This window comes from Arthrobacter sp. R4-81, assembly GCF_054792365.1.
Genome location: NZ_CP096445.1, coordinates 2,067,869 through 2,093,434 on the forward strand (window position 1 = coordinate 2,067,869; position 25,566 = coordinate 2,093,434).

A 25,566-nucleotide genomic window follows, 5' to 3' on the forward strand; every position below is an offset into this window, starting at 1 on the left:
GGTATGAGTGATTCTGCAGCCGATACCGGAGATGTTCCTTCAGGCGTAACAGAGGGCCTGGACGTGGGGAATCCCGCCCGCCCTGCTCGTGAAGACAGCGCTGAAACCGTGGAAAGAATCGCCGAGGATATTCGCGACGATGTCAGGCTGGGCCATGTCCAGGATGACGTGAGCCATGTTCTTGAAGAGCGTCTGGATGAGGCAGGCATAGAGATGCGCCCCGAAGACGTCGATGATCTCGCCGAGGAGATCGAGAAGGACGCCTCGAGTTGAGCAGCAAGTAAAACGGTAGTATCCTGCCGATTAGCGCTTGGGATATGTTCCAGCGTCACCCGATCCTCTAATTCGGCAAAATATTGCCGAAATGCCCTCTTTAGGGAACGATGGGAGTACAAGATGCCCTAACCGGCAAAATTCTGCCCCTATCGGAGGCCTTTGAGGAGCGAAACCATGGAGGACGTTCAGTCCATCGCGTCAAGCATTCGTGCTGCGCGGAAAGAAGCGGGCCTCACTCAGGAAGACCTCGCGCATCTGGCCGGAACGTCTGAACGGACCGTGCGTGGCCTGGAAACGGCAACGGGAAACCCGTCATTGCGGGCCGTCGTAGCGATCGCCAATGTGCTTGGGCTCCATCTGGCGGCAGAATGACGGCGCCGCTCATGCCGCAGGATCTGCAGCAGCTCAAGTTCGTCAGGACGGCCGATGTCTACAAGAACGGCGTTCTTGCCGGTCAACTCGCAAGGACTGATCACGGCGGCGTGAGGTTCTCCTACGAGCGGAAGTACCTGAACGGACAGGGACTGCCAGTTGCCATCTCGTTGCCATTGTCGGAAACGCCTGTAGAAACCCCTGCCGGCGCCCTGCCTCCCTTCTTCGCGGGGCTGCTGCCCGAAGGGCACCGACTGACCGTGCTGAAGAACGCCGCCAAGACCAGCTTCGACGACGAACTGACCCTCCTGCTTGCAGTGGGAGCAGATGTCCCCGGCGATGTGCAGGTGGTTCCGGCTGGTGCATTGCCGGAGGAACCTCCGCCCCTGGCCGATACCACCCGGCCCGAGGAGCTCGATTTCTCCGCCTTGGCGGATGTTGTGGATCTTCACGGACTCCCAGGGGTGCAGCGGAAGACCAGTGCCTCCATGCTCACCACGCCGTTGGCTTTGAGGGGCCAGCGGTATCTGCTCAAGCTTGATCCGCCGGAACATCCGCATCTAGTGGTGAACGAGTCAATGCACCTGTCAGCCGCGAGGGCACTGAAGATTCCGGTGGCGGTGAGCTCGGTGATCTCGGACAGGAACGGGCTTCCGGGTTTGCTCGTGCAACGCTTTGACAGGGTCAAGAGTGCGGACGGGAGCTGGGTCCGGTTGCCGTTTGAGGACGGAACCCAGGTTCTAGGCCTCCCGCCCGCTTCCAAGTACGCCGTCAACTCCGAAGACGTGGCAACGGCCCTGATGCGGATCTGCCAGGCACCGATGGTGGCGGGACGTAACCTGTATCTGCAGTTCGTCTTCGCCTGGCTCACTGGCAACGGAGACCTCCACGCCAAGAACCTCGCGATCCTGGGCGGAAGCAGGGGCTTTGTGATGGCTCCCATCTATGACATCCCCTGCACCTTGGTTTATGGGGATGACAGCCTTGCCCTTCCGGTCGCCGGGAAGACGAAGAACCTTAAGGCCAAGCACTGGGCGGAGTTTGCTGCATCCATCGGCTTGCCGGACAAGGCAGCAGCGTCAGCCAACCGTCTGGCGATAACGGCCGCGACTGCCATCGATCTGGATTCCTTGCCATTTTCCGGGTCCCCGCTGCGTGGTGCCCAGCGTGAACTGCGGTTTCGCCGCAGCCAGCTGCAGGACTAGCGGGAGGCTTCCCGTTCACACATTGCCTTAAGCTTGTCCAGAGCCTTAGGCCACAGGTCGTTGAGCATCTGAACGAACTCGTCGTCGCTGTCCGCGTCCACATCGATCTCAACGTCGAGAACAGTCATCCCGTCGGACTGCCTCAACGTGTAGTTCTCGTGCGTTCCGGCGAAGCTCTTCGCTGCACCTCCACCAGTTCCACGTTCCAGAGCGTTCCGTCAGCCACGGTTGCGGCCATGTAGGTGCACACTGGTTGGCGACGGCGGTCTGTTGGCGACCCTGGATTCAGCAAGCGCAGGCCACGTTGCGACGTTGTGTCCCAGGGAATGTGGCTGTGTCCGAAGACGAGGACATCCGCTTCCGGAAACAATGCTTCGCATCGCTGCTCACGGCCCGCGGCCTGCCCCGTTTCATGGATCATGGCGAAGTGGACGCCTTCAAGAGTGACTGCTGCGGTTTCCGGCAGCCTGAGGCGGAGGTCCTCGCCGTCGTTGTTGCCGTAGACGCCAACGAGCCGGCGGCTGCGCTTCTCAAACTCGTCCAGCAACTCCACTGACACCCAATCGCCGGCATGAAAAACCACATCGGCGGAGGCTACCGCGGCCCACACCTGCTCCGGAAGCTTCCGTGCACGTACAGGGACATGGGTGTCTGAAACCAACAAAAGCCGGACGGTCATAGGGCATATTCCCATGGGCCGCGATTCCCTGTCAGCATCCTGTTCCCCCGGCACATGGGCGCGAAGTACTCTATGGCTGGGAGGTAAATTGCCATGAAAGCAACCCAAGGCGACCGCATCACCATCCGCGGCAAGACCGTCGAGTTAGCGGACCGGCACGGCCAAATCATCGAAGTCCGCGGGGCAGACGGCGCTCCACCGTACCAGGTGAGGTTCGACGACGGTCACGAGACTATCGTCTTTCCCGGCGGGGATTTCGTCGTCGACCGTAAACAGCCACCTGCTGAATGAACGGATCCATTCACCAGCCATCAGAAGGTCCGCCCCGACGTCCTGGTCCCCGTGACCCCGGCGACGCCTGGGTGGAAGGGGAGCACGGCAGATATTGGGGCCGTTTCGGTGCTGCCGGCGTACTGGTCCATGACGTTGCGCGCGGCATCCTGCTGCAGCACAGAGCGGTCTGGAGCGACCGCGGCGGTACCTGGGGCCTGCCCGGCGGAGCCCTGCATCAAGGCGAGGATGCGGTGGAGGGTGCGCTCCGTGAGGCGTTCGAGGAAGCCGCCGTTCCCCCTGACGGTGTGGAGGTTCTGTTCACATCAGTGCTCGACATCGGCTACTGGTCCTACACAACAGTGGTAGCCCGCGCGCTGGAGCCCTTCGAACCCGCCATCAACGATCCCGAGAGTATTGCCCTCGAATGGGTTCCACTCGATACGGTCCACCAAAAGGAGCTTCACCCGGGCTTCGCTTCATCCTGGCCTGAACTTCGGGCGAGGCTGCTGGAGGACGCCCGTCAGGACTCAGTTATCCCCTGGATGGGCCCGTAGTCTTCGCCGTACTGCGCCGTGACGAGGATGGGCAGGTGATCCGAAGCGCCCCGGGGCAGGGTCTCAACACTTTCGATGTTGAGCCCCAGCGACGTCGCAAAGTCGAAGTGACCCTTGAAGACCTTGTACCGCGTGTACGTTCGACGGTCGCTGAGTGACAACTCATACCCGGAGTTCTTCATGTGTTCGGTGAGGTTCTTGGTGAAGAACGGGTAATTGAAATCGCCGACCATCAGGGTCATCAGGCCGGCCCCCATGCCGAGCAGTTCGGCGTGGGCGGCATGAATCTGGTTGCGCCGCAAGGAATTTGACGCCGTCAGGGGAGCCGCATGGAACGAAGCAATCACCAGTTCGTGGTCGGTCTCCTTGTCCGTGACGCGGATGCCGATCAGCCGCTCGTGGGCAGGCGCCAGCACGAGGTCGTGAAGGGACTTCTTCAGCGCAAACGTCTTCGTTTCATGCGAGGCGAAGCGGTCCATCCTGTAATAGATGGCGAGGCCCAGGCGGTTGCCCTTGGTTGCATCGGCCAGATGCAGAGGCCCCAGGATTTCGGGCAGGTCTGTCGTGTCGCACTCCTGCAGGCAGAGGATGTCGATCTCGAAGTCCTGGGTCAGGTTGAGCAGTTCACCGCTGGCCTTGTGCTTCCGGAGGTTGTAGCTGATGACTCGTATCAGGGTGAGCACCTCTTCGGAGGGAAGTTGGATAGGAAACCAGTCACCGAGTCTACCCAGTCAAAAGCGTGCGTGCCGGAAATGTCTTCAGCGCGTCCGGGTGTGCAAGGCCTGTCCCGGCGGTCACGGCGATCCCCATCGGCCACCGACGGCGGAAGGACGCCGCGGAAAGAGATAGTGTGTTCTGGAATCTGCAACAGCGAGGCGAAAGGGTCACCGTTGACTGCTGCTCTCCCGGAACTTGCCGAAGGCGACTTTTACTACCAGTCCTTGGGTGGCGGACGCTTCCGCTCCACCATTCACGCCCAGGGTGCCTGGAATGAGCATGAACAGCACATGGCTCCGGCGTCCGGGCTGATGGCGGAATGCCTGGAACGTCACGAGCCGCGGACCGGATTGAGGATGGCCCGTCTCAGCTACGAGATCCTGGGACTGATTCCCGGCGGCGAATTCAGCATCGTTACAACAACCCTGCGCCCGGGACGGACCATTGAGCTGGTCCAGGCCGAGCTGGTGGCAGGCGGCCGCGTTGCAATCCGGGCCACGGCCTGGCGGATGATGACAAGCGACACCTCAGCTGTAGCGGCCATCGAGGAGACCCCGATCCCCGCGTTAGAGGATTGCAAGCCTTACGACGGCGCCAGCGTTTGGCCGGGCGGCTTTATCGCTTCACTGGAAATGCGGGTGGCGGAGGGGCATCGTCCCGGGTCCGGCAAGGTGTGGCTCCGCACGTCCCATCCGCTGACCAATGCAGTGGACAGCGGCGATGTCGCACGGCTCATTGGCCTGGTAGACACAGCCAATGGCATCGCCGCACGGGTGCCCCCCGGCGCCGGTAGCTATGCCTTTCCCAATGTGGACCTGCAGATTCATATGTACCGCGAACCGTCGGGTGAGTGGCTGGGGCTGGATAACGCCGTCTCCTTCGGTGCCGACGGTATTGGGCTGACCTCAACGGTGTTGCACGATCTCCAGGGTCCCTTCGGCCGGGCAGAACAGATCCTGACCTTGCGTAAAACCCCATGACAGACGGGCCGCCGCCGACGCTCACAGTGTTCCGGCAGGAGGAGTCGCTTGGGGCGGCGCGGGACCTGGAGTTTGGCATCGAGCTCCTTGGCAAGGTCAAGACCGGGGAGGTCGGCCCAAGCCTCAGGCTCTACCGCCCCGCACCGACAGTTGCGTTCGGCCAACGGGATGCCAACCTCCCCGGATTCGAGGCCGCCGCTGAGGCCTGCCGGAAACTTGGATTCGAACCGCTGGTCCGCCGGGCCGGGGGGCGGGCCGCTGCCTATCACGAGGGCACCCTGATTATTGATCACGTGGAACCGCACCGGGACGCCATTGCCGGGGCAAAGGGAAGGTTTGCATTTTTTGGTGAGCTTCTGGCCGAGGCTCTGCGCAGCGTCGGCGTGCAGGCCGCGGTCGGAGAGATACCAGGGGAGTACTGCCCCGGGGAGTTCAGTGTTCACGGACAGGCTGCCGATGATCCTGGCAGGCAGGTCAAGCTGATCGGCACAGCACAGCGTGTTGTGTCGGGCGGGTGGCTGTTCAGCTCGGTGATCGTGGTGGAGAATTCAGAGCCGATCCGCGAGGTCCTCACGGCCAGTTACGCCGCCCTGGGGCTCGACTGGGATCCCAGGACGGCGGGAGCTGTGAACGATCTGGTACCCGGCCTTGATGTGCCTGCCATCGAGGCAGCTGTCATCAATACCTATGGCGGCTACACAGGCCTGAACCTCGGGGCCTTCGCAAGCGTCCACCCCTAACGTCCGGCCTTAACGTTCAGGCGGACACTTTCCTAGAGCGCCGCCAGGGCCCCGAGCCGGCTCTTGACCTCTGCAAGTGAGGGGTTGGTGGCCGCGGTGCCGTCCGGGAACAGGACGGTGGGGACCGTCTGGTTGCCGCCGTTGAGTTGCTCCACGAGTTCGGCGGTGCCTGCTACTTCCTCGATGTTGATTTCGGTGTAGCCGATGCCTTGACCATCAAGCTGCTTCTTCAGCCGGTTGCAGTAACCGCACCAGGTGGTCGAAAACATGGTGATGGTGCCGTCTTCCGGGGTAAAGTCCACGGGTTTCTCCTTCAATCAGGGGGTTCCTTTGCTTCAACGGTAACCTGCAGGCCGGTATTCCTTTGCTCTTGAGGGCCCTACATGACACCGGACGGGCAGTGATGGCATGCTGATCGGATGTGTGGACGCTATGTGATGGCCCGGGCCGTGGGAGACCTTCTTGCCAGGTTTGATGCTGAGCTGGACCAGGAACTTACGGTGCGGCCCTCGTGGAACATTGCTCCTACCACTGACGTTCCCGTTGTGCTGGAAAGGCTTATTGATGGCGGCGTGGCACGGCAGTTGCATTTGGCGCGCTGGGGTCTGGTTCCCTCGTGGGCGAAAGATCCGGGCATCGGCGCCAAGATGATCAACGCCCGCAGCGAAACAGTCCTGGAGAAGCCCGCCTTCCGGGAAGCTGTTACCTCCAGGCGCTGCGCGTTACCGGCCGACGGTTACTACGAATGGAAAGGCTCCGGCAAGGGCAAGCAGCCGTACTACGTGCGAGCGGCCGACGACGGCGGAATGGTCTTCGCCGGGGTGTACGAATGGTGGAGGGACCTTTCCAAGGCCGCGGGTGATCCGGCTCGCTGGATCCTCTCGACCTCCATCCTGACAACGTCCTCCAAGACGGAAGGATCACGGCGGGAAGGATCCGAAGAGCCGGTTTTGGGGGAGCTGGCCGCGCTTCATGATCGGGTTCCCGTGGCCATGAGCGCCGCGGCCATGGCTGAATGGCTGAGCCCCGGAGCTGTTGATCCGGCGGCGCTGGTCCACTCGGTTCGTTCCCAGGCCCACCGGGTGGCGGAGGGCTGGAGAATCGATCCGGTGGGCGCCCCCGTGGGAAGTGTGCGCAACGATTCCGCCGAACTCATCCAGCGAGTGGAACCGATCGAGACGGCGGAGGCTCTGTTCTAGCTGCTCTGCCGCCGCCCGCTGAATGATTGACTGCACGAGTAAGGCGTTCTAAAGTCAAAGTAACTTGTTTTAGAAGAGTCGATGTCAGTGGAGGCGACTGAGATGGACTGGCAAGGCTGGGCGCTGTTCGGTCTGCTCGCAACCACCGCGCTGACCGTCGTCATGATCGTCGCGCAAATGGCTGGTTGGACGCGGCTTGACCTGCCGCTGGTGCTCGGCTCCTTGCTTACACCTGATCCGGACCGCGCGCGGATCGCTGGTTTCTTCATCCACCTCGCCGCGGGCCAGGTCTTCGCCTTGGGCTACGCCGCAGTATTCACCCTCCTTGGCCAGGCAACCTGGTGGCTCGGAGCAGTGCTTGGACTTCTGCATGTAGCGGTTGCCCTGACCGTGATCCTGCCGCTCCTGCCGGCAATCCACCCCCGTATGGCTTCCACGAGGGCAGGCCCGTCCAGTACCGCTGTGCTGGAACCGCCCGGCTTGCTGGGCCTTAATTACGGCATTCAGACGCCGGCTGTCGCCATAGTCGCCCATGTGATCTACGGCGCTGTGCTCGGACTCCTGCTGAGGGCATCGTGAAGCCGGCAAACAGAGTTCCGGAAGGACTGAACTACCCGCCCATTGGAGATTACGGGCTGCTGGGCGATACACGCACGGCGGCCCTTGTCTCGGCAGACGGTGCCATAGATTGGTTTTGCGTCCCCTCATTCGACGGGGAACCTGTATTCGGCGTACTCCTCGGTGGGGCCGAAGCAGGAACCTTTCTGGCCGGACCCGTCCTGCCTGCACGGCGGGTGACGCGCCAATACCGCCACAACAGTGCAACCCTGGAAACGGTATGGAGCCGTGGAGAAGGTCGCCTTGTTCTCACTGAGGCAATGGTGTCCGAGGTGTCCGGCCAATTGCTGCCCACGACTATTCTGGTCAGGCGTCTCCGGGCAGAAGGTTCGCCCATGCCGGCAGTGGTGAACTTCGACCCCCGGCTTGGCGAAAAACACCGCCGCCCGCGCGTCCGCCCCGGACCGCATCTCGTCTGCGAATGGGGCCCCCTGGCTCTGTCCCTGGGCTGCAGCCAAGAGCTGCAGCTGGAACCAGGCAAGCCCGCGTCACTGACCGTCACACCTGGCCAGCCGGTGACACTCGTCATGGCTGTGGCATACGGCGAGCCGCTTATCTATGTCAACCCGGCAACAGCCTGGGATCTGGTCGAAGCCGACGAACTCCGTTGGCGCGACTGGATGGACGGGATCGATAGCGGCAACACGGTTCCCTTCCGCGAGGCTGTCCTCAGGAGCCTGCTCACGCTTCGGCTGCTGACGTATTCTCCCTCAGGGGCGCCTGTTGCGGCCCCCACCACGTCACTGCCTGAAGCGGTGGGCGGGATACGCAACTGGGATTACAGATACGCGTGGCCACGGGATGCGAGCATTGGGGTCGGTTCCTTCCTAGGCGTAGGAAAGTCAGCTGAAGCTGTGAACTTCCTCGGCTGGCTGTTGCACGCCAGCAGGCTCCAGCGGCCACGGCTGCCTGCCCTGCTGACTTTGGCCGGGGGTCGAGTCCCTCGTGAACGCATCCTCGAGGAGTGGCCCGGATATGCGGGCAGCGCGCCGGTCCGCACAGGCAATGCGGCTGCAAGCCAACACCAGCTGGACGGCTACGGCTGGGTCCTGGATGCCGCCTGGCTTTTTGTGGAAAGCGGTCAGCGGCTCTATTCGGAAACCTGGAGGGCAATGCGGGGATTCACCGATCTTGTAGCCTCACACTGGCGGGATCCGGATGCCGGCATATGGGAGATCCGGGCGGACGCATCCCACCATGTGCACTCCAAGATGATGGGATGGCTGACGCTGGACCGCGCCCTCCGGATCGCTGAAACCCATCCTCTTCGCCGGTCGCAACGACTGCGATGGGAAAAGGCCAGGGACGATGTTGCCGCCGAGATCAGGAGTAAGGGTTTCGACCCCATCTTGAACTCCTACACCCGTACCTTCGGATCCTCTGACCTGGACGCCGCGCTGCTGGTTCTTCCGGTCATCGGTCTTGAAGAAAGAGACTCGCCCCGCGTCAACGGAACAGTCGACGCCGTTCGGAAGGAACTGTCTGCAGGTTACCCGCTCCTCTACCGTTATCCGCCAGGCCGGGATGGTCTTCCGGGAACGGAGGGTGCCTTTTTGCCTTGTTCATTCTGGCTTGTTCAGGCCCTGGCATTCACCGACAGACGGTCCGAAGCCACTGAACTCTTCGAAGCGCTTTTGGGTGTGGCCAACCCGCTGGGCCTGTACAGCGAAGAAATCGATCCTTCTACTGGAGCCATGCTCGGCAACTTTCCCCAGGCCCTCACCCATGCCGCGCTTGTCCAGGCAGCCCTGGCGCTTCGCGACGCGTGATTACCGGCGTCGTGCCTGATTAAAAAACCTGATTAAAAAGTGGGGGCGCGGGTGTTATGCCCGCGCCCCCCAGTGTTTCAGCTACTCCTTTACGGTGAAGCCCTGCTCGGAGCCGTACTTGACCGTGGCCTCTTGCCAGGCCGTCAGCCCCTCCGTGAGTTTCGTGTCGGAGACGTAGGCCTGGCCAACGGTGTCGTTGAAAATGCTGTTGGCGTACACCTGGAACGGCAGGTAGGACCAGCCCTGGACCACGTCCTGAGCGGATTCGGCAAAGACCTTGTTGGCCTGCTGGCCGCCGAAGTACTTGAATTCCGCGTTGAGGAACTCGGGGGAAGAGATTTCCTTTGCCGTGGCGGGGAACGAGCCGCCGTCAATGCGGGTCTTCACGCCGTCATCGACGTTGGAGTATTTGAGGAAGCCGTAGGCAAGGGCAGCCTGGCTGCCGGCGGCCGGGATGGCCAGTGAGCTTCCGCCGTTTTCGGAGCTGCTCTTGCCGCCTTCCTCCCACAGGGGAAGGGGCGCCGCGCGCCATTTGCCTTCTCCCTCGGCCACACCGGAGGAGAGGTTGCCGGGCATCCAGGCACCGATGGGCAAGGTGGCGATAGTGCCGCTGCCAAGGCCCTTGTACCACTCATCGCTCCAGGAACCGACGGGAGCCAGGAGTTCCTCGTCGATAAGCTTCTGCCAGGTTTCGGTGAATTTTTTGGAGCCTTCATCGGAGAAGTCGACAGTGACGTTGCTGCCGTCCACCTTGTACGGCTTTCCGCCGGCCTGCCAGATCATGCTCGTCGTAAAGCCCGCATCGCCGGTGTCGTTGGCGATGTACGCGTTTGGATCCGCCTTTTTCAAGGCGCGGCCGGCTTCCAGGAATTCGTCCCAGGTCTTGGGCACGGCTATCCCGTGTTTGTCGAACACCTCTTTGTTGTAGAACAGTGCCATGGGACCTGAGTCCATCGGCAGCCCGTAAACCCCGCCTGCGGCCTGCACCGAAGCCCACGGGCCGGGCGTGAAGGTGTCCTTCAATTCCGAGGCGCCGAACTGGGAGAGATCAGTCACAGACTTGGCAAGCGAAAACTGGGGGAGTGCGTAGTACTCGATCTGCGCAACGTCAGGGACGCCGGATCCTGCTGAGATGGCGTTCTGAAGGGCGGTGTACTGGTCATTGCCCGTACCGGCGTTGACGAGTTCAACGTCCACGTTGGGGTACTTGGCTTCGAAGCCCTCTACGACTTTCTTAAGCGTCGGCTCCCAGGCCCATACAGTGAGCTTGCCGCCCTTTTGAAGGGCTTCTTCGACGGCGTTGCTGCTGACGGTCTGTTGGGCTGCGGGGGCGCCGCCCCCGCAGCCGGTCAGGCCCAGTGCGAGTGCTGCTGCGACTGCCGAACCTTGCAGCAGGCCGCGACGGGTCAAAGTTTTATTCATGGTCTTCCTTCTACTTGCGTTAGTGGTGCATGTACGGAGCGCGGTGGTGCCGAGTGCGTTCTGGGGAGCCCGCTGCGACGGACCCATGGTGGGAGGAGGACGTTATTCTTTGACGCTTCCGGCCGAAAGTCCGGACTGCCAATAGCGCTGCAGGAGCAGGAAGGCGGCGATGAGGGGCAGGATGGTGAGCAGCGATCCGGTAATGACGAGGTTGAAGATTGATTCACCTCCGGCGGTGGCGGCCTGGGCGTTCCACGCGTTCAGGCCAAGGGTGAGGGGGTACCAGTCCGGGTTCTTCAGCATGATCAGCGGGAGGAAATAGTTGTTCCACGTCGCGACCATCGTGAACAGCAGCACAGTGACAATGCCCGGCGTCAGCAGCGGCAGGCAGACCTGGAAAAACGTGCGCACTTCACTGGCTCCATCAATGCGGGCGGACTCCAGGATCTCGGTGGGGATCGCTTCAGAGGCGAACGTCCACATCAGGTAGAGGCCGAACGGGGAGATGAGGGAGGGAATGATCACGGCCCAGGGAGTGTTCGTCAGGCCCATTTGGCTGAACATGAGGAAGGTCGGAACAGCCAGCGCTGTACCTGGTACGGCGACTGCGCCGATGACTACGGCGAAAACACCCCTCTTGCCAGGGAAGTCGAACTTCGCGAGCGCGTAGCCGCCAAGCACGGCAAGGAAGGTGGCACCGCCGGCGCCGAGGACCACGTACAGGACGGTGTTGGCGAGCCAGCGGAGGAATATTCCGCCGTCATACGTGGCAGTACGGGCAATGTTGTCCCACAGGGCGAAGTCGTTGTCGAACCAGAGGCCGAAGGAGCTGAAGAGCCCTTCCTGGGTCTTGGTGGAGTTGACGAGCAGCCAGAACAGCGGCGCAAGGCTGTAGAGGAGAACCAGGCCCATGGCGAGAGTCAGCCCTATGCTTCTCCGCGGTCGGCGCTTCGGGGAAGTACGGGAGGACCGGAGGCGCACTGGGGAGGCGGATCGTCCGGACGGGGGGATGGTGCCGGGGCGGGTGGCCGTGGGGGCGCTCATGGTCAGTGTTCCTTTCGCATGCCGCGAACCTGAACGGCGAAGGCGATTGCCATCGTGAGCAGGCCCATGATGATGGCAACTGTGGCGGAGTAGTTGTACTGCTGGCCCGAGAAGGAGAGGGAGTAGGCGTACAGGTTGGGGGTGAAGTATGTGGAAATGGTGTTTGGCGACAGGCTTTTGAGGATGCTCGGTTCGTTGAAGAGCTGGAAGCTCCCGATGACGGAGAAAATCGTCGCAACCACAATGGCGCCCCGGATGGCCGGCAGTTTGATGGCTGTAATGACCCTGACCTGCCCCGCCCCGTCGATTTCGGCTGCCTCGTAGAGTGACTTCGGAATCACCGTAAGCGCGGAGAAGAAGATCAGCATGTTGTAGCCGATGAACTCCCACGTCACGATGTTCCCGATGGAGAGAAGGACGAGTTCGGCGGACAGCGGGCTCGGCAGGGACAGTCCGAGTGCCTGGTTGATGTTCCCGACCAACCCGAAGCGTGTTCCGTACATGAATCCCCACATAAGGGCAGCCACCACAGCGGGTACTGCGTAGGGCAGGAAGATCGAGATGCGGAAGAAGGACTTCCCGTACAAGCGGCCGCTGTCCAGCGCCAGGGCCACAAGCAGGGCGATAAAGAGCATCACCGGTACCTGGACGGTGAGGAACAGTGAGACCCGCCCCAGGGCAGACCAGAACTGCGGATCAGTCAGGGCGCGGACGTAATTGTCCAGGCCGACGAAGGTGGTCCCGCCGATGAGCTGGTTCCGGAAGACGCTCAGGTAGATCGAGTAAGTGATTGGCGCGAGGAATACCAGGGCAAACACCGCCATAAAAGGGCCAATAAACCACCATCCTGCCCAAGATCTCCGGCGGGGTTTCCGCTCGAATGCAGCGGAGGCCGCGGGCGCGGCCAGCGTAGGGGACGCCGTTGTCATGAAAGGTCCTTTGCGTTCTCAAATGAGTGGAAGCAGGGCTTTGGTTACGTAAACATGCGTTGGCTCGTAATGTGGTGTTTACGTAAACATGATTGGGTACGATGTTGGCATGCTCACAAAGTCTGGTCAACCTCGCCCTGCTGCCACGGAAGTCCAGCAGGGATCTCCGGCCGGTGACCGGAAGCGGCGGGTATCCATGGCCGATGTGGCAGAGCTTGCCGGTGTGTCGTCGCAGACAGTCTCCAGGGTCTCCAACGGCAGCCCGGATGTCATTGAGGCGACCCGCCAGCAGGTCATCTCCGCTATGAACGAGCTCGGATACCGGCCCAACAGCGCTGCCCGTGCCCTGAAACGCGGCAGCTTCCGCACCATCGGGGTTATCCTCTTCTCCCTCTCCTCGATCGGTAACGTCAGGACGTTGGAGGCCATCGCCGTTCATGCCGCCAAAAAGGACTACGCCATCACGCTTATCCCGGTGACAGCACCAACTCAGGCAGAGGTTCAGGGGGCTTTCTCACGAATGGGGGAGTTGGCCGTCGACGGCGTTATCGCCATCATGGAGATCCATCTCCTGGATGCCGCCACAGTCTCGGTGCCCCCGGGAGTCAAGGTGGTCGTCGTGGATTCCAATGCCGGTGAGTCGTACAGCGTGGTGGATACGGATCAGGCTGACGGCGCGCACAAGGCCGTGGAGCACCTCCTTGGCCTGGGACATCAGACTGTCTGGCATGTGGCAGGACCGGAGGAATCATTCGCGAGCGGCCGGCGCCAGCAGGCCTGGCGGGAAACCCTGCTGGCTCACGGAAAGGACCTCCCGCCGGTAGTGCGGGGAGACTGGTCGGCCGAGTCGGGGTACCAAGCCGGACTCTGGCTCGCCGGGCAGGAGGGCTGCACGGCTGTTTTCACCGCCAACGATCACATGGCTCTTGGCGTCCTCCGGGCGTTCCGGGAGAAGGGCAAGGCAGTCCCTGGGGACATCAGTCTGGTGGGATTCGACGACGTGCCGGAAGCGTCGTCCTACAGCCCGCCGCTGACTACAGTTCACCAGGACTTCGCGCAGGTGGGGCACCGCTGCGTGGACGACATCCTCCACCAGATCCGGAGTAATTCCACTGAACCCGGCATGGTCCTCGTCCCCACGAGCCTGGTGGTCCGCGAGAGCACGGCAGCCCCGCGGGACCTCGACGTCAATGCGTGAGTATTTTTAGGTACTCATCTTCGGCACCGTAGTCGAAGCGGCCTTCAAAGAAGGGCAGGCCCTGGGCTCCTGTACCATCCTTGCGGAAGGCGCCAGCGAGCCAATCGAGGGTTTCGGACACGGTTTGCCCGTACGTTCCCACGGGAACATAACCGAGTTTGGCGGCGGCGCTCATATCCAGCACGATTGGCGAGGCGGTATCCCAAGGCGTCCGTCCGACGTCGGACGTGGAGTCCTCTTCCAATAGCACTTCCGCCCAGGAGTGCCGGAAATGTCCGGCAGCGGTGCGCGCAATCTCCAGGACAGTGGGCGCATCAGGATCTGCTCCATTGAGCACGCGGGATCCAGGCAGCCCTGCGACAGTTTCGATCAGTGCTGCGAGGTTTACGGCAGCGCTGGTGTGATCGATTGACGTTCCGCCGTTGCGGAGGAAAATAGCGGATCGACCATCCAGGATCCGCTTCACGAAGAACCATTCGCGTCCGGGAGCGGCACCCTGGCCATGAACTTTTGAGGCGCTGATGACGGTAACCGGACTCCCGCTGGCGAGGAAGGCCTGTTCTGCCGCTACTTTGTTGGGGCCGTATCCCTCGGCGGTGTTGTAGTCACCGCTCCCTGCAGCCAGCGTCGGGTTCGTCTCAGAGATGGGGCTGTTGAATTGCGGGCGCACCTCAGAGTTGACGTGCCTGCCGTCGCCGTCGACGTAAACAGCCTTGCTTGAGATCATTACCGTCGACCCGACGGACCCAAGGAACGGGATCACGAGCCGGGCGTCTGCGGCAGTAAAGGCAAGGCAATCGACCAGCAGATCGGCGCCATTGTTCAGGACTGACCGAAGTGATGAAGCATCGGCCCTGTCCAGGATCCTGTGCCGTGCACCGTTCGCCGCCAGATCCGCCGGCATCCGGTCAGGGTTCCGGCTGCACACATCGACCTGCCAGCCGGCGGCCAGAAACCGGCGCGCCGCAGCCTGTCCAATGACCCCGGTTCCTCCCAAAATCACAGCTTTTGACATACGCCGACTCTATCGGCTCAGCTGCTGCCTCCCGCCCCTCCCGTGCCCGACGGCGACGGCTCGGTTGTGTTGTCGGGTCCGGACCCTGTCGGGGACGGGGAGACAGTTACCGTACTGGTAGGTGAGCTTGTGGCTGTCGGTGAGGAACCGTCGTCGGCCTTGTCCAGGGCATCGTTAATGAGTTTCTCCAGTTCCTTCTGATCGGCGTCGCCAAGGGAGGCACCGCTCTTCGTAGCCACGACGAGCAGCCTGTCCTTCCCGGCTGAAACCTGCATCAGCATGTCCGATGTGCCTTCGCCACGGGTGCTGAGGGTGGCGAACGTTTCGTCCGCGTGAGTTTGGGCCTGGAGTTCTTCACTTTTGACATCGAGCCGTTGACCCGCGACGTCGACCGTGAATTGGGCGCATTCGCCCATCTTTCCCCGGATGTCCCTGACCAGTGACTCGGCGTCGGGTCCTCCCGGGCCGGACTGTGCTGACAGGGTGCGGGGTTCCTCGCTTTCGGAAACTGCCACGGCTACTTCGCCGTTTTCCACGCTTTCAAGCAACCCGGCGGTGGCAATGGACCTGCAGCCGCCGGGATTCACGGTTGCTGTACCCATCAGGAGCCGCGCAATCCTCTCACCCTGGTCGACCTGCTCCGGGGAGTAGAGCCGGAGCTCGTTCCCGTCGTCGTCCTTCATTCCTGACACCAGATCCCGGAGTTCTTCCTGGCTGTAGACCTTGCTTTGCGCCTCTGTCGGGGTAGGGCTGCCGGGGCTGGTGGTGCCGGAACCGCCACCTCCGGTGCAGGAGGACAGGGCGACGGCGGCAGCTGCGGCCAGGCTGAGCACGGACAAGTTTTTCACTTGAACCACCCCTAAATAATCGAAAGCATGCTTATGAATCCAAGATTAGGGCTGATCGTAGTGCCGGGATAGAACTTCCGGGGCTGTGGGAGTTTTTGTATTCAGACCGTGACGTTGGCGCCGGGCGGAAGGTGAGACTCAGGTCTCGCCTTCGACATCCTGGACGGATCGGGATAACAGACAGAACTCGTTTCCCTCGGGATCGCTGAGAACCACCCAACTGACGTCCGGCCCCTGACCCACGTCTGTGCGCCGGGCGCCGAGGGCGAGCAGGCGCTCAAGCTCCTCCGCGGTGGACACGCCGTCAGCCCGGAGGTCGAAATGCAGCCGGTTTTTGACGGTCTTGCCTTCGGGCACCGCGATGACGTCAATGGAAGGCGAGCTCCCATCCTGCGGTCCGATGCTGATGATGTCCGTATCCTCGTCAACAACATGCCAGTCAAGGACGGCACACCAGAATTCGGCCACCACCTGTGGGTGGATCGCGTCGATGGCGATAACAGCTAATCGGCTCGGCATGGCACCACGATAGCCGACTGCGGGAGGGACATCACACAGCCCTTGCCCACCCCGCCGGATCGTCGCCGGGGGGGATTGCATTGATTCCCTGCCATAGTGCGAGAATGTGTAGCCACTGGCGTTCAAGCTGTGTGAGTGGCCTCACTGTTTCGTATCCATGCAGAAGGGCCTCGCGGACCCTGGGCGGTGTTGGTTGCCAATTGGTGAACCGGGTTCCGAGGAAGACGAAAGCGTACGCGAGGTCGCTGACGCAGTAGTCCAGGGCGACCTCGTCGAAGTCGAGAACGGCGATGACCCCTGTACCAGAGGTGAGCAAATTGGAGGCCCTGTAGTCGTTGTGGATCAGCTGCGGATCGCTGTCGATCGGCGGCAGCGACGCTATCCGGTCACGAAGTCTTGCTGACGCTTCCGGCGCCCTCCCGATGTCCGCATGCTGCAGCCAGGTCCCTATCCGCCGCCGCAAATCCAGCGTTCCACCAGTGTGTCGCCCTAGCTTGGTCAACCGGCTGTCTCCCTGCGTTGCCAAAGCGCAGTGCAAGCGGGCCAGAGAGGCCCCGGCCTTTCGGACCGCTGTGTCAGCAGTGACGTCAAGCAGGTCGCCGTCTATATGAGGTTGCACCGTGACGGACGAGGAATCGAAGATCACTCGGTGCCTGCCGTCAGTGGCCGCCAGCGGGGGCGCCACTGGCAGCCCTTCTTTGTGCAGCGCAGCCAGCAGATCTGCGGTTCCGGAAAATTTGACGAACTGATCCTCATCACGGGACCACTTCGCCACCAAGCGTCCGCGGTCCGTGCTGATCCAGGCGATGGCGTTGTGGTCGCTGATGATGATTCGCTCGCAGGCCTTCACCTCAATCGCCCAGGATTCGGCGAGAACCTTGGTGAGCCAGCCGGCTGCTTCGTCGAAGCTGCCAAGGCCAAACCTGTTCTTCAGCGCGATTTGTGGTTCTGTCGATTCCCAAAGCATCGATAACCCAGGTGGAAACATCTTCAGAAGTCTAATACTGCCGAATTGATTGCCTTTGACGTCGCGTCTGAAGGAAGTCATGTCATCCCGCTTGACTGGACGGTATCCTCGTGGCCGTGAGTTACTACGTCAGAGCGTTTTGTACCCATGACGACCCTCCGCCGGTGTGGCCGGTCCTGTTGGAAGTCCATGGTGAAGATGGGGACGACGGGTCCCTCATGGGCGAAGAAATCGAGGAGTTTATGGATTTCCTCGAGGATGCGCCCAAGGGTAGGAACCGAAGACGCGTGGAGAAACATCTGCGGAAGACCCCTTTTCATCGTTGCGGCCCGGTTGCCGGTCTTCGACTTTGACTACGATGGATACACGCTGTGACGTCCCTGCGGCGGCTCGGCAGGGGAGAAGGACGCGACGAGGCGGGCGAGCGGCAGGGGTGCGTGGCCGGCTGGCAGTGCGTCGGCGAGCAGTCGCGCGTATCAGGCCTTGTTCCCACTGCGAACCAGTATGGCGAAAGCCAAACGGGAGGTCTGTCGAGCCGCCGTCGAAATCCGGATGCCGGTGTCAGTGCATAAAGCCGCTGCCGTCCCTGTCGCGGTCGTACTTACCGCACCGCGTGCAGCGCCTATAGCGGCCGCTGCCGTCCTCTGCGGATTCTATGTGCCACGCATGGCGCAAGTTCAGTTTGCACATGAGGATCTTGAGCATGGCGCTCTCCGTTCTGACGCACGCTTAATCCGCAAACCGCGATCGCCACGTGAACATCCCAAGTTTATGCCGTGCCTCTTGTGCCAGCCAGAGAAGCGCAGCGGCGCCACTCCAACCAGGGGGCGATAGAGTTCCGAATAATCATGAAAAACAAAAACTACGTCAGTTACCTGGTTCCTCTGGTCAAGAATTTCGATTCTTCGATGTTGACCAACGCAGAATGGGATCGGCACGTTCTAAGACGCCTTACCAGGACCTTTCGACGTCGTGGTGCAGTGCGCCCAAGGGGGGGTGCAGTCAATCTTCCGATTCTTACATGACATCCCAGCACAATGAGAGCGTTCCGCTCCACGGGAAAATTCGGCGCTGTGGGCAACCTCGAAAAGTGGCAGCTGCTCCTCCCTACAGGCGTACGAATTTCCCCGCGGAGAATTGGACATGAAGGGGCAGCGCCATCTGGATGTGAGCATGGCCGACCGGTTCGTCGAGCAGCTCGTTGATAGAGGTCTGCCCGTCCAGCTCGCCGGTATGTTCCTTGTCCATGTACCGACCCTATGTGCGTTCTGGTGGTAGTGAATCCAAGACACGCGTTTCAGACTTGGCCAGCCTGTTCTAAACCTGTACGCGGCCAGCGCCAAGGGAAATGTAGTCGACTCGGGTTGCATCCTTAGATACTGTCAGTCACATGCCCACAGAATACGGACTCGACAAAAACGCCCAGGCCGACAAAGAACAGCTCGCCGCCGTGCGCGTGGCCGTGGACGAAGTGGACGAGCAGATCGTCAGCCTCATCGCCCGCAGGGAACGTCTGATCCGCATCGCCGGGACGCTAAAAGGGGACAGTGCGGAAGTACGCGCACCGGGCCGGGTGGAGCGCATCATCGAGCACGTCCGGTTCGCGGCCGAAAAGAAGGGCATTGATCCCGGCCTGGTGGAAACGACCTACCGGACCATGATCTCCGAATTCATCGAACTGGAACTCAAAGTCCAGGAAAACAACGACTGATTCAGCTTCAGAGAGATTCCTGGACCTGAACGCCTGCCTGGAATTCCCGCCCGTCGGCTTCGCTGAAGGCTGATATCAGATGCCCCTTGCCGAGACCCATTATGGTGCTCAGGGGAAAATGCCCTGTGATGGTATTGCCTGAATGCTCCACTCCGTCGAGGTCGAAGTTCTCCTCGGTGCCGTCATGGTTGAAGGCATAGAACGAGACTGCCTCGCCATTCATGAACTCGATTCCAAGCCTTCGTTGATGTGACAGGTCAGGAGTGGACGCAACAAGCCCCACGACGTAGGCGCCCGACGACGGAATATTGCCATCAATATCGAAAGTCGCCACCAAATGTGAATTCTTGGCGGCGATGCTGGCGTTTCTCAGGAGTGCTTCATTGGAACTCATGGCTCCATCCTGCTCTCTGCTTCCCCTTCCGTCCACCCCCGACCTAGGTTTTGTCATGCCTCGGGCGTAGACTGAAAGTATTCGAAGATATATTCGAAGAAGGAAGTTGTTAGAAGTTGCAAGGAAGCTGTAAGAAAGTTGCACGGAGGCATCCATGGGGATATTCAGTGAGGGTGTAGAGGTGGAATGCGCTCCTGAAGGCCAGCCCTTGAACCTTTTCTGGGCAGGGTGCCGCTACACCGTGTGTGCAGAACCGGTGCGCTGGTTTGAACGCCGTCAATGGTGGGCAGAGGAAAAAAGGGCACCCCTGGGGGCAGGCAAGGGACTGGTAGACCATGAAATCTGGCGGGTGCAAGTCAAAGCTGAAGATCAGCGTTCACCGGGGGTGCCGCAGGAACCATTAACGCTGGACCTGTCGCGCGATATTGGCAGCGGGCGCTGGAGGCTGCTGCGCATCCATGATGCCCTCCAGCCAAGAACAGCACCAAAAACAGCATGAGCTTTACCCACCTTCACGTCTCCACTGCCTTCAGCGCACACTACGGAGTCTCCTGGCCGGAGGAACTTGCCAGTGCAGCCGCGGCTGACGGGGCAACAGCATTGGCGTGCACCGACAGGGACGGGCTGTACGGAACAGTCAAACATTTAAAGGCATGCATGGCTGCGGGCATCGATCCGGTAGTGGGAGTTGATCTCGCAGTATTTGACGACGACGGCGATCACCGCACCCAGCTTTCGGGCCGGGTTGTTGTCCTCGCCCATGGACACAACAACGGAGCCGGCTACCGTGCCCTTTGCCGGCTTATCTCCGACGCCCATGCAAGGACAACAGGCAAGGCAGGGGGAGTGGTCCCTGTCGCAGTGACCAGGGCGGAGCTGGCATCCAGAACACTGGATCCCGACACTTTGAAACCGGTCCTGACCGTTCTCATCGGACCTGATTCCGACGTCGGCCGGTCCATGGGAGGACGGAAATACCTACTTCCCCGCACCTTGTTCAAGCGCTGGCTGGAAGCAATGCCCCAGGGAACAGTAGTGGCCGAAGTCGTGTCACAGCTAAGCCCCCCAGGAGCCCCACTGAGCACTGCCCATGCTGTGCGCATGCTCAAACTCGCCGCCGAACACCATGTACCAGCCGTCCTGACCAACGCCGTCAGGTACTGCGAAGAGGATGGAGCTGCCACAGCAGATGTCCTCGATTCCGCCCGCACACTGAAATCACTTCCTGAACTCTCCTCAGCCCCCCTTCTGCAACCAACAGGACAAGGCTGGTTCAAGTCCAAGGCGCACATGGTGCAGCTGGCAAAAGAAATCATCCACTCAGCGGGGTACGGCACAGCTGACCTGAAAAGACTGCTGGCTCAAACGGAGGCGCTCGCGGATCGTTGCCGGATGGATCCAGTCTCCGACATGGGCTGGAAGCAACCGGTTGTTCCTGAAACTTCCGTCATCGGCATCGCCGGTGATCCTTTAGTGGAACTGATCCAGCGGTGTGAGGCCGGGATCGGCCGCCGCTTCCCGGGGATCTCCGGAAAGCAGGAAGTTGAAATGCGCTCCCGGTTGGAGCATGAACTAAGGATCATCGGAAACCTCGGCTTTGCTTCTTACTTCCTCACCGTTGCCGAAGTTTCCCGCATGATCCTGGATATGAACGTCAGGGCGGCGGCCAGGGGCTCCGGAGCCTCAAGCCTGGTCAACTACCTTATTGATATCAGCCAGGTGAATCCCCTCCAGCACGACCTCGTATTTGAACGGTTTCTTTCCGGCGACAGGGCGACCCTTCCCGATATTGACATCGACGTCGAAAGCGCCGAAAGGCACAACGTTTACCGGAAAATCTTTGACCGGTTCGGGGCTGAACGGGTCACTTTGATGAGCATGCAAAACGGGTACCGCGCTCGCGGTGCTGTCCGGGATGCAGGCATGGCACTTGGAATGGACGACGGCGAAATAGGCGAAATCGCGAAACAGCTGTGGCGCTTTTCCGCGCGTAAATTCCGCGAAGCCCTTGCTGAGAAGCCGGAACTACGGGAGTTCGCTGGCCGGGTTGAGCGGGATTTTTCTGAAAACCAGCAGCTTGATCTTTTGGTTGATCTCACTGAACGACTGGACCGGTTGCCTCGCCACATCTCCATGCACCCCTGCGGAGTGATCCTGGGCGATTCCACCCTTTTGGACCGGACCCCGGTCCAGCCCAGCGGACTGGGATTACCCATGAGCCAATTCGATAAACACGACATGGATCCCATGGGAATGCTGAAGCTCGATGTCCTGGGGGTCAGGATGCAAAGCGCCATGGCCTTTGCGGTCCGGGAAGTGATCCGGCTTCATCCCTCCAAGGCAGAGGTAACAGCAGCTGGTTCGCATCCTCCTGGCAATGACGGGAATGGTCCTGCCTACATCTCTGATGACGGGCATATAGACCTCAATGCAGTGCCCTTGGATGATGAACCAACCTATGAGCTGATACGCAGTACCCACACTCTTGGTTGCTTCCAGATCGAATCTCCGGGGCAGCGGGAACTGGTAGGCAAAATGGCCCCCCGGGATTTCAATGACCTCATCATCGACATTTCGCTTTTCCGGCCTGGGCCCATGAAGTCGGACATGGTCAGGCCTTTCCTGGAGCACCGGCATGGGTTTTCACCAGAGGTTTACCCCCATCCTGATCTGAAGCCTGTCCTGCAGGAAACCCATGGAGTCACGGTGTTCCATGAGCAGATCCTGAAGACCTTGGACGTGATGACAGGGTGCGGGCTTGCCAGGGCTGACGAGTTCCGCCGCGTGCTTGGAAATGAGGCCTTGGAATTCAAAGTGGAAGAGTTTTTCCGCCGCGAGGCCAAAGCCAAAGGCTATTCCCCCGAAGTGGTGGACAAGGTCTGGGGAACCCTGAAATCCTTTGCCAGCTTTGGTTTCTGCAAGGCTCACGGGGCGGCCTTTGCTGTACCCACCTACCAGTCGGCCTGGTTGAAAGCGCATCATCCGGAAGCGTTCCTTGCCGGGCTCTGGGAACATGATCCTGGCATGTACCCCAAGCGGCTTCTTGTTGCGGAAGCCCGGCGGCTGGGAATCCCCATCCTTCCCCTGGACATCAACAGGAGCAAAGCCGAATACCGGGTAGAACGGGTTGAGTCGGGGGAGCATGCCGGGAAGCTGGGGATCCGGCTAAGCCTCAAGGGCATCTTCGGATTGTCGGCCTCAGAGCTTAAGAGGATCGTTGCCGGACAACCGTACGAGTCCCTGGCGGATTTGCGGGCACGTTCACGCCTATCCAAACCTGGCATCAAGCGGCTCGCCCAACTGGGTGCTTTTGATTCCCTTCACCGTGAATCCGTAAATGATACGAACCGTGCTGACCTCGTCCTTCATCTGCAAAACCTTCAGAGCCGTCCTACCAAGAAAGGCGTTGATGTCATTGAAGGGCAACTTGCTCTGCCTTTAGGGGACGTGGAACTGAACAATCTCCAGCGGGGGCTACCGGCTCCCACCATGGTGGAGAATGTCCGTGCAGAACTTGACCTGATGGCCGTGGACGTCAGTGAGCACCTGATGGAGAGCCATCGGCCACTCCTGAACCGGCTGGGGGTAACAACCGCCGACAAGCTGCTTGGCCTTCGTAACGGTACTGAGGTGCTGGTGGCCGGTGTCCGGATCGCCACCCAGACACCGCCCATGAGGGGAGGCCGCCGTGTGGTTTTCATCAGTATCGATGACGGCACTGGATGCGTGGATTCTGTCTTTTTCCACGAGGCGCAGGAATTGGCCGGTCCTTTGCTCTTTGGAACACGCCTGCTCCTGATCCGGGGAACCACCCGCAGGACCGGACCCAGGGGGATCAGTTTGAGTGCCAGCATGGCATGGGACCTCAGCAGGATAGAAACCCTCCCCTTCCCGCCGGCGGATCAAAACCAGTACAGCTTGACTACAAGCACCGAGGAGGACCAGGTGACCTTTGGCCAGGCCGGGCCTTTGGACGGGATCGCCCGCAACCTGGCCATCACCGGGCTCGGCAGCTGAGCTGCGTCGGGGGCTGCCCAGAAACCGATACGATGGACGAGGCTGGCTGTGGTCCCCGTACGCCACAAGCTACGAAGCCTCAACATGAATAGGAGACACCCGTGTCAGATGCCCAGCAGATCACCCTCATCGTCGATGGCGAAGAGACCAAGGTGACTACCGGGACCACCGGCGCGGAACTCTTTTTTGAGCGCCGCGACGTCGTTGTAGCCCGCGTTGACGGCGAACTCAAGGACCTGGACCAGCCGCTGCCGGAAGGTGCGGTTATTGAAGGCGTCACCATCGATTCCCCTGATGGACTGAACGTCCTCCGGCATTCGACAGCCCACGTCATGGCCCAGGCCGTACAGCAGCTTCGCCCTGACGCCAAGCTCGGAATCGGCCCGTACATCACGGACGGTTTTTACTTCGACTTCGACGTTGAGGAGCCCTTCACGCCCGAAGACTTGCGTCAGCTTGAAAAGATGATGCTTAAGATCGTCAACCAGAACCAGAAGTTCGTCCGGCGCGTCGTCAGCGAGGACGAGGCCCGTGAAGCCATGAAGGATGAGCCCTACAAGCTCGAACTGCTGGGCAAGAAGAACAACGCCGCCGACGCTGGCGAGGGGGTTAATGTCGAGGTCGGTGCTGGCGACATCACCATCTACGACAACGTTGACCGCAAGAGCGGCGACAGCGTCTGGTGCGACCTTTGCCGCGGGCCCCACCTGCCAAACACCAAGCTGATCTCCAATGCCTTCGCCCTGACCCGGTCATCGGCCGCCTACTGGCTGGGCAACCAGAATAACCAGCAGTTGCAGCGGATCTACGGCACAGCCTGGCCCACCAAAGATGCCCTTAAGGCCTACCAGGAGCGCATCGCCGAGGCGGAGCGCCGCGACCACCGAAAGCTGGGCGCCGAACTGGATCTGTTCTCCTTCCCCGACGAGCTGGGTTCAGGCCTGCCGGTGTTCCACCCCAAGGGCGGCATCATCCGCAAGGCCATGGAGGACTACTCCCGCCAGCGCCACGTGGATGCGGGCTACGAGTTCGTCTACACCCCGCACATCACCAAAGGGCACCTCTACGAAGTCTCAGGCCACCTGGACTGGTACAGGGACGGCATGTTCCCGGCAATGCACGTTGACGCGGAACTCAACGAGGACGGCACGGTCCGCAAACCAGGCCAGGACTATTACCTGAAGCCGATGAACTGCCCCATGCACAACCTCATCTTCCGTTCCCGCGGGCGGTCCTACCGCGAGCTGCCACTGAGGCTCTTCGAATTCGGGTCTGTCTACCGGTATGAAAAGTCGGGTGTGGTGCACGGCCTGACCCGTGTGCGGGGTATGACACAGGACGACGCCCACATCTATTGCACCCGCGAGCAGATGAAAGACGAGCTCACCACCACGCTGAACTTCGTGCTGGGTCTCCTCAAGGACTACGGCCTGGATGATTTCTACCTGGAGCTGTCCACCAAGAACGAAGACAAGTTCGTCGGTGAGGACGCCGCCTGGGAAGAAGCCACCCGGACCCTCGCCGAAGTCGCCGAGGCCTCGGGGCTGGACCTCATTCCGGATCCGGGCGGAGCCGCGTTCTACGGTCCCAAGATCTCGGTACAGGCCAAAGACGCCCTCGGCCGGACCTGGCAGATGTCCACCATCCAGCTGGACTTCAACCTGCCCGAACGCTTCGAACTTGAGTTCCAGGCCGCTGATGGCACACGCCAGCGCCCCGTGATGATCCACCGTGCCCTGTTCGGCTCGGTTGAGCGGTTCATGGGTGTTTTGACCGAGCACTACGCCGGAGCGTTCCCGGCATGGCTGGCGCCCGTGCAGGTTGTTGGCATCCCGGTGGCGGAAGCGTTCAACGACTACATGTTCGACGTCGTGGATCAGCTTAAGGCGGCCGGCATCCGTGCCGAGGTGGACATTTCATCAGACCGGTTCCCCAAGAAAATCCGCACAGCAAGCAAGGACAAGATCCCGTTCGTCCTGATCGCCGGCGGCGAAGACGCTGAAGCCGGAGCAGTATCCTTCCGGTTCAGGGATGGCAGTCAGGATAACGGGGTGCCGGTTGCTGAGGCTGTCCGCCGCATTGTCGACGCTGTCCGCGACCGGACCAGGTAGCGGAAACCG

At 61.0% G+C, this 25,566-nt stretch carries 29 protein-coding genes; 15 read left to right on the forward strand and 14 right to left on the reverse strand.

All coding sequences use genetic code 11. The annotated features are described in order from the left end of the window. The first annotated feature begins 3 nt into the window (after positions 1-3). The 3 genes from M1E05_RS09750 to M1E05_RS09760 all read left to right on the forward strand — a co-directional run bounded on the left by M1E05_RS09750 (position 4) and on the right by M1E05_RS09760 (position 1,853). Complete coding sequence (locus M1E05_RS09750) at positions 4-273, forward strand: hypothetical protein (RefSeq protein WP_458111079.1); 270 nt, start codon at positions 4-6, stop codon at positions 271-273. Positions 274-450: 177 nt separating this feature from the next. Next, positions 451-648 (forward strand): helix-turn-helix transcriptional regulator, encoded by a 198-nt coding sequence (locus M1E05_RS09755; protein WP_309105318.1) that lies wholly within the window; start codon positions 451-453, stop codon positions 646-648. Positions 649-659: 11 nt separating this feature from the next. Then, complete coding sequence (locus M1E05_RS09760; RefSeq protein WP_461165120.1) at positions 660-1,853, forward strand: type II toxin-antitoxin system HipA family toxin; 1,194 nt, start codon at positions 660-662, stop codon at positions 1,851-1,853. On the opposite strand, the gene M1E05_RS09765 is transcribed toward M1E05_RS09760, so the two are convergent. Both M1E05_RS09765 and M1E05_RS09770 read right to left on the reverse strand, forming a co-directional pair. Continuing rightward, positions 1,850-1,981, reverse strand: a complete 132-nt coding sequence (locus tag M1E05_RS09765) for a hypothetical protein (RefSeq protein ID WP_461165121.1) — start codon at positions 1,979-1,981, stop codon at positions 1,850-1,852. The genes M1E05_RS09760 and M1E05_RS09765 overlap by 4 nt on opposite strands. A gap of 14 nt (positions 1,982-1,995) precedes the next feature. Continuing rightward, positions 1,996-2,532: a metallophosphoesterase family protein gene (locus tag M1E05_RS09770; RefSeq protein WP_461165122.1), complete on the reverse strand. Its 537-nt coding sequence runs from the start codon at positions 2,530-2,532 to the stop codon at positions 1,996-1,998. Positions 2,533-2,625: 93 nt separating this feature from the next. On the opposite strand from M1E05_RS09770, the gene M1E05_RS09775 reads away from it, so the two are divergent. Next, on the forward strand, positions 2,626-2,823 hold the full coding sequence (locus M1E05_RS09775; protein ID WP_461165123.1) for a DUF1918 domain-containing protein: 198 nt from the start codon (positions 2,626-2,628) through the stop codon (positions 2,821-2,823). Continuing rightward, positions 2,820-3,359, forward strand: a complete 540-nt coding sequence (locus tag M1E05_RS09780; protein WP_458111075.1) for an NUDIX domain-containing protein — start codon at positions 2,820-2,822, stop codon at positions 3,357-3,359. The genes M1E05_RS09775 and M1E05_RS09780 overlap by 4 nt, the downstream gene beginning before the upstream one ends. Here the strand turns inward: M1E05_RS09780 and M1E05_RS09785 are convergent. Further along, positions 3,326-4,030 carry an endonuclease/exonuclease/phosphatase family protein gene (locus M1E05_RS09785; protein ID WP_458114510.1) on the reverse strand — a complete coding sequence of 235 codons (705 nt, stop codon included), beginning with the start codon at positions 4,028-4,030 and terminating at the stop codon, positions 3,326-3,328. The two genes, M1E05_RS09780 and M1E05_RS09785, sit on opposite strands and share 34 nt — an antisense overlap. A gap of 219 nt (positions 4,031-4,249) precedes the next feature. Here M1E05_RS09785 and M1E05_RS09790 point away from each other — a divergent pair, with 219 nt between their 5' ends. Next, the gene (locus M1E05_RS09790; RefSeq protein WP_461165124.1) at positions 4,250-5,056 is read left to right on the forward strand and encodes a thioesterase family protein; all 807 of its coding nucleotides are present in this window, start codon (positions 4,250-4,252) and stop codon (positions 5,054-5,056) included. Further along, entirely contained in the window at positions 5,053-5,796 is a 744-nt protein-coding gene (locus tag M1E05_RS09795; RefSeq protein WP_461165125.1) for a lipoate--protein ligase family protein, read from the forward strand. Before M1E05_RS09790 ends, M1E05_RS09795 begins: the two co-directional genes overlap by 4 nt. 32 nt (positions 5,797-5,828) lie before the next feature. Here the strand turns inward: M1E05_RS09795 and M1E05_RS09800 are convergent, their stop codons facing one another. Then, a complete protein-coding gene (locus tag M1E05_RS09800) occupies positions 5,829-6,098 on the reverse strand; it encodes a mycoredoxin (protein ID WP_309105310.1) in 270 nt (89 codons plus the stop codon). A 135-nt stretch (positions 6,099-6,233) separates the two neighbouring features. Here M1E05_RS09800 and M1E05_RS09805 point away from each other — a divergent pair, with 135 nt between their 5' ends. The 3 genes from M1E05_RS09805 (at position 6,234) to M1E05_RS09815 (ending at position 9,382) form a co-directional block, all read left to right on the forward strand. Then, entirely contained in the window at positions 6,234-6,995 is a 762-nt protein-coding gene (locus M1E05_RS09805; RefSeq protein ID WP_461165223.1) for an SOS response-associated peptidase, read from the forward strand. An 81-nt stretch (positions 6,996-7,076) separates the two neighbouring features. Continuing rightward, a complete protein-coding gene (locus M1E05_RS09810; protein WP_461165126.1) occupies positions 7,077-7,574 on the forward strand; it encodes a hypothetical protein in 498 nt (165 codons plus the stop codon). Further along, positions 7,571-9,382 carry a glycoside hydrolase family 15 protein gene (locus tag M1E05_RS09815; RefSeq protein ID WP_461165127.1) on the forward strand — a complete coding sequence of 604 codons (1,812 nt, stop codon included), beginning with the start codon at positions 7,571-7,573 and terminating at the stop codon, positions 9,380-9,382. Before M1E05_RS09810 ends, M1E05_RS09815 begins: the two co-directional genes overlap by 4 nt. 81 nt (positions 9,383-9,463) lie before the next feature. On the opposite strand, the gene M1E05_RS09820 is transcribed toward M1E05_RS09815, so the two are convergent. The 3 genes from M1E05_RS09820 to M1E05_RS09830 all read right to left on the reverse strand — a co-directional run bounded on the left by M1E05_RS09820 (position 9,464) and on the right by M1E05_RS09830 (position 12,777). Beyond that, on the reverse strand, positions 9,464-10,804 hold the full coding sequence (locus tag M1E05_RS09820) for an ABC transporter substrate-binding protein (RefSeq protein WP_461165128.1): 1,341 nt from the start codon (positions 10,802-10,804) through the stop codon (positions 9,464-9,466). Positions 10,805-10,906: 102 nt separating this feature from the next. Then, positions 10,907-11,848 (reverse strand): carbohydrate ABC transporter permease, encoded by a 942-nt coding sequence (locus M1E05_RS09825; RefSeq protein ID WP_461165129.1) that lies wholly within the window; start codon positions 11,846-11,848, stop codon positions 10,907-10,909. Positions 11,849-11,850: 2 nt separating this feature from the next. Further along, positions 11,851-12,777, reverse strand: coding sequence for a carbohydrate ABC transporter permease (locus M1E05_RS09830; protein ID WP_461165130.1), 927 nt, complete (start codon positions 12,775-12,777; stop codon positions 11,851-11,853). A gap of 109 nt (positions 12,778-12,886) precedes the next feature. Between M1E05_RS09830 and M1E05_RS09835 the strand changes: the two genes are divergently transcribed. Next, the gene (locus tag M1E05_RS09835) at positions 12,887-13,975 is read left to right on the forward strand and encodes a LacI family DNA-binding transcriptional regulator (protein WP_461165131.1); all 1,089 of its coding nucleotides are present in this window, start codon (positions 12,887-12,889) and stop codon (positions 13,973-13,975) included. Here the strand turns inward: M1E05_RS09835 and M1E05_RS09840 are convergent. The 6 genes from M1E05_RS09840 to M1E05_RS09865 all read right to left on the reverse strand — a co-directional run bounded on the left by M1E05_RS09840 (position 13,965) and on the right by M1E05_RS09865 (position 18,572). Further along, on the reverse strand, positions 13,965-14,990 hold the full coding sequence (locus M1E05_RS09840) for an NAD-dependent epimerase/dehydratase family protein (RefSeq protein ID WP_461165132.1): 1,026 nt from the start codon (positions 14,988-14,990) through the stop codon (positions 13,965-13,967). The genes M1E05_RS09835 and M1E05_RS09840 overlap by 11 nt on opposite strands. A gap of 17 nt (positions 14,991-15,007) precedes the next feature. After that, complete coding sequence (locus M1E05_RS09845) at positions 15,008-15,838, reverse strand: hypothetical protein (protein WP_458111065.1); 831 nt, start codon at positions 15,836-15,838, stop codon at positions 15,008-15,010. Positions 15,839-15,976: 138 nt separating this feature from the next. Beyond that, the gene (locus M1E05_RS09850; RefSeq protein ID WP_458111064.1) at positions 15,977-16,357 is read right to left on the reverse strand and encodes a VOC family protein; all 381 of its coding nucleotides are present in this window, start codon (positions 16,355-16,357) and stop codon (positions 15,977-15,979) included. Positions 16,358-16,388: 31 nt separating this feature from the next. Beyond that, entirely contained in the window at positions 16,389-17,345 is a 957-nt protein-coding gene (locus M1E05_RS09855; protein WP_461165133.1) for a phosphotransferase enzyme family protein, read from the reverse strand. Between the two features lie 56 nt (positions 17,346-17,401). Beyond that, a complete protein-coding gene (locus M1E05_RS09860) occupies positions 17,402-17,623 on the reverse strand; it encodes a hypothetical protein (RefSeq protein ID WP_461165134.1) in 222 nt (73 codons plus the stop codon). Between the two features lie 808 nt (positions 17,624-18,431). Beyond that, positions 18,432-18,572, reverse strand: coding sequence for a hypothetical protein (locus M1E05_RS09865; protein ID WP_458111061.1), 141 nt, complete (start codon positions 18,570-18,572; stop codon positions 18,432-18,434). Positions 18,573-18,714: 142 nt separating this feature from the next. Here M1E05_RS09865 and M1E05_RS09870 point away from each other — a divergent pair, with 142 nt between their 5' ends. Beyond that, positions 18,715-19,035, forward strand: coding sequence for a chorismate mutase (locus tag M1E05_RS09870; protein WP_458111060.1), 321 nt, complete (start codon positions 18,715-18,717; stop codon positions 19,033-19,035). Between the two features lie 7 nt (positions 19,036-19,042). Here the strand turns inward: M1E05_RS09870 and M1E05_RS09875 are convergent, their stop codons facing one another. Beyond that, positions 19,043-19,429, reverse strand: coding sequence for a hypothetical protein (locus M1E05_RS09875; RefSeq protein WP_309105296.1), 387 nt, complete (start codon positions 19,427-19,429; stop codon positions 19,043-19,045). A 154-nt stretch (positions 19,430-19,583) separates the two neighbouring features. Between M1E05_RS09875 and M1E05_RS09880 the strand changes: the two genes are divergently transcribed. The 3 genes from M1E05_RS09880 (at position 19,584) to thrS (ending at position 25,557) form a co-directional block, all read left to right on the forward strand. Beyond that, on the forward strand, positions 19,584-19,928 hold the full coding sequence (locus M1E05_RS09880) for a DUF6504 family protein (protein ID WP_458111059.1): 345 nt from the start codon (positions 19,584-19,586) through the stop codon (positions 19,926-19,928). Beyond that, complete coding sequence (locus M1E05_RS09885; RefSeq protein ID WP_461165135.1) at positions 19,925-23,446, forward strand: DNA polymerase III subunit alpha; 3,522 nt, start codon at positions 19,925-19,927, stop codon at positions 23,444-23,446. The genes M1E05_RS09880 and M1E05_RS09885 overlap by 4 nt, the downstream gene beginning before the upstream one ends. A 101-nt stretch (positions 23,447-23,547) precedes the next feature. Continuing rightward, positions 23,548-25,557: a threonine--tRNA ligase gene (gene thrS, locus M1E05_RS09890; protein WP_458111057.1), complete on the forward strand. Its 2,010-nt coding sequence runs from the start codon at positions 23,548-23,550 to the stop codon at positions 25,555-25,557. The last annotated feature ends 9 nt before the right edge of the window (positions 25,558-25,566 follow it).